The following is a 3,037-nucleotide window of genomic DNA, read 5'->3' on the forward strand; positions in this document are numbered from 1 at the left end:
TACTATTAACTAATAAACTCAAAAAAAACAAAATCAAAAGAATTTCAATATTTTTGATAATTTATTTACTGATCTCAAAAAATAATCAAAATTTTTATTAATAAATTAATAAAGGAATTTTTAAAAAAATTTATTGTAATTGAGTTTAAAAACTGTGTTATAATCAAATTAGGTGAAAGGAAAAAAATGAACAAAATTTATAGCAACAAAAGAAAGTTAACTTTATGTGGTTGATTAAAAGAGAATGATATTAACTCATATAATAATCCACTAAGAGTTCAAAAATTCTTACTATTTTATGAATTACTTTCTAAAATAGAAAACGAAGAAGTTGACTTTTCTTATTTAAAAGGGTACAAAAAAGGACCTGTGTTTAGCAATGTCTATGGTGATTATAAAAACGAAAGAAGCACTTTCAACAAAATAGTAGAGAAAACATATAAAAACAACCAAGATAAAATAAATGATGATAGAGCATTAAAATGTTCTTTCATAGTTAAAACATCAACAGAACAAGAGTTATCAGAACTTACACATGAATTAAATTTATGAAAAACTAAAGAAGAATTAATAAATAAAAAAGAGAAAAATATTATTTTAGAAGAAAAAGATTTTAACTATGAAGATCAAAAATTAATTAAAACAATTAGTGGAATTTTTCCAATAGAACAAATTAAAAATTCAGAAGTATTAAATATAAAAGAAAAATACTTTGTTTTTTCAAAGCAAGATTTTCATAATCTCACAGAAAAGCAAAAAGAAATTCTTGAAGAAGTAGCAAATAGCGACGAATTATATAATCCAGTATATGTAGAAATAGATGAAGAAGATGGAGGTCTTATATTTGATTAACATTAAAGATGTAATAAAAATGAAAATACCTTTCCCAACAAAACATAGTTTTTTAGCAAAGGTATCACATATGTATATTTGTTTAGATAAACAAGAAGAAAAATATCAATTTTTAAAATGTCAAACTTTCAAATGAATAATTATTAAGAAAAAATTAATACAAAATTATACTATTGAAGATTCTAATATAAATAGAAATCCATTTTCAAAAGAAACACTTATAGATTTAGATAAAATTTTTATTACTTCTACAGTTAAATATGATGATAGAATGAAAACCGAAATTAGATCAAATATATCAAATGATTTATTTATTGAATTAAAAAATCAATTAAAAGTTTCTCAAGTAAACATAATTAATCTTAATGAACAAGAATTAAAATTATTAAACAAATGAATAAATTAATTTTTAAACATATATGTAATCTAATTAAGTTATGTAAAGGAGAAAAATGGACAAAATTTTTAGCAATAAAAGAAAATTAATGTTATGTGGATGACTAAAAGAAAATGATATTAATTCTTATAAAAATTCACTTAAATTACAAAAATTTTTATTATTTTATGAAATTTTTAGTAAATTAGCACAAGAAAAAGCAGATTTTTCTTCCTTAAAGGGATATCAAAAAGGTCCTGTATTTAGTAATGTCTATGGAGATTATAAAAAAAGCAGACTTCTTTTTAACAAAGAAGCAGAAAAAGAATATTTAAATAATAAAAATAAAATAAATAATGATAGAGCATTAAAATGTTCTTTTATCGTGAAAACATCAACAGAAAAAACTTTATCAGATATTACTCATAAGCTCAATTTATGAAAAGTTCAAGAAAATAGAATATTGAATAAAGAAAAAAATATAATTTTAAATGAAAGTGATTTTAATCAAGAAGATGAAAAGTGAATGAAAAAAATAGATCGTATGTATCCATTAGAAATAGTTAAAAACTCAGAAGTAATTAACATTAAAGAAAAATATTTTGTTTTTTCAAAGCAAGACTTTCAAAACCTTACAGAAAAACAAAAAGAAATTCTTAAAGAACTGGCGGACAGTGATGAATTATATAATCCAGTATATATAGAAATAGATAAAGAAGATGGAGGGTTGCTAGTTGATTAAAGTTAAGGATGTTATTAAATTAAGAATTCCTTTTCCTAGTAAAATTTCATATTTAGCAAGAAAAACTCATATGTATATTTGCATTAAAAAAGAAGGAATGAATTACGAATTTGTGAAATGTCAAACATCAAAAGCAGAAATTATTAACTTGAAAATAATAAAAAATTATCATGAAGAGCGAGTGGAAAAAAATAGAAATCCTTTTGTTGTTTAAACACTTATAGATTTAGATAAAATTTTTATTACTTCTACAGTTAAATATGATGATAGAATGAAAACTGAAATTAGATCAAATATATCAGATGATTTACTTAATGATCTAAAAAACAAATTAAAAAAATATGAACCTACTAGAATTTTACTCAATGAACAAGAATTAAAATTATTAAATAAATGAATAACCTAATTCTTATTATTGTATTTTTTCATTTAAGGTTAAATTTAGTAAGAAAATATAAAAATAAAAATTTTTCCAAAAAAAGCAGAATAGTGTTATACTAATATTAGTAATCGTTAAATTACTAGTAAATTTAAAAATTTACGGATAATCATATGGAGAGTTTATCGTCAGATTAAGCGTAATATTAAGTACTCAAACCTTCAATGTAACCTTTCTCAATGGAAAGGTTTTTTTAATTGAATAGAAAAATGTTTCTTTGAAGCAAAATAATATTTAATAAAAAAATACTTAATTGAAGACATTTCTACATCAACTAATAAATTTAAAAATTTTTTAATTAATACATAGAATAGTTTTTGGTGATTTTAATTATTAAAATTTCTAATATATTTTTTAATAATGTTATTTAAATATTTAAATTAAGAAAAAAAATAAAAATTTACTTGAAAAATTTTGAAAATATTGTAGAATAATAAAGCAACTTAATTGTAATCAACATTTTTAGTGATTCTAATTCAATTATCAAAAAATAATCATATAAAATATTTGGAATTTTTGTAAAAAGTGTTATAATTAATCTTGTATGATTTTCACACAAAATCATTATGAAATTTAGATCTTTCAAAACTAGATGCAATAACCATAATAAACACACAAATCAATTTCA

Annotated in this window: 6 protein-coding genes; 5 read left to right on the forward strand and 1 reads right to left on the reverse strand. The window is 20.3% G+C overall.

Annotated elements, in window-relative coordinates; genetic code table 4:
- Window positions 1-186: 186 nt before the first annotated feature.
- From ACXX86_RS03960 to ACXX86_RS03980, 5 genes are read left to right on the forward strand one after another with little or no spacing between them, the layout of a single operon-like run.
- Window positions 187-852 carry a hypothetical protein gene (locus ACXX86_RS03960; protein ID WP_458561184.1) on the forward strand — a complete coding sequence of 222 codons (666 nt, stop codon included), beginning with the start codon at window positions 187-189 and terminating at the stop codon, window positions 850-852.
- On the forward strand, window positions 845-1,258 hold the full coding sequence (locus tag ACXX86_RS03965) for a hypothetical protein (protein WP_458561185.1): 414 nt from the start codon (window positions 845-847) through the stop codon (window positions 1,256-1,258). The genes ACXX86_RS03960 and ACXX86_RS03965 overlap by 8 nt, the downstream gene beginning before the upstream one ends.
- Window positions 1,259-1,304: 46 nt before the next feature.
- Window positions 1,305-1,970 (forward strand): hypothetical protein, encoded by a 666-nt coding sequence (locus ACXX86_RS03970; RefSeq protein ID WP_458561186.1) that lies wholly within the window; start codon window positions 1,305-1,307, stop codon window positions 1,968-1,970.
- Window positions 1,963-2,184: a hypothetical protein gene (locus tag ACXX86_RS03975; RefSeq protein ID WP_458561187.1), complete on the forward strand. Its 222-nt coding sequence runs from the start codon at window positions 1,963-1,965 to the stop codon at window positions 2,182-2,184. Before ACXX86_RS03970 ends, ACXX86_RS03975 begins: the two co-directional genes overlap by 8 nt.
- A gap of 57 nt (window positions 2,185-2,241) precedes the next feature.
- Window positions 2,242-2,376: a hypothetical protein gene (locus ACXX86_RS03980; RefSeq protein ID WP_458561188.1), complete on the forward strand. Its 135-nt coding sequence runs from the start codon at window positions 2,242-2,244 to the stop codon at window positions 2,374-2,376.
- A gap of 476 nt (window positions 2,377-2,852) precedes the next feature.
- Here the strand turns inward: ACXX86_RS03980 and ACXX86_RS03985 are convergent.
- Window positions 2,853-3,037, reverse strand: a 185-nt coding sequence (locus ACXX86_RS03985; protein ID WP_458560688.1) for a hypothetical protein, incomplete at its 5' end; no start/stop codon positions are given.

The organism is Mycoplasma sp. CB776, assembly GCF_054343395.1.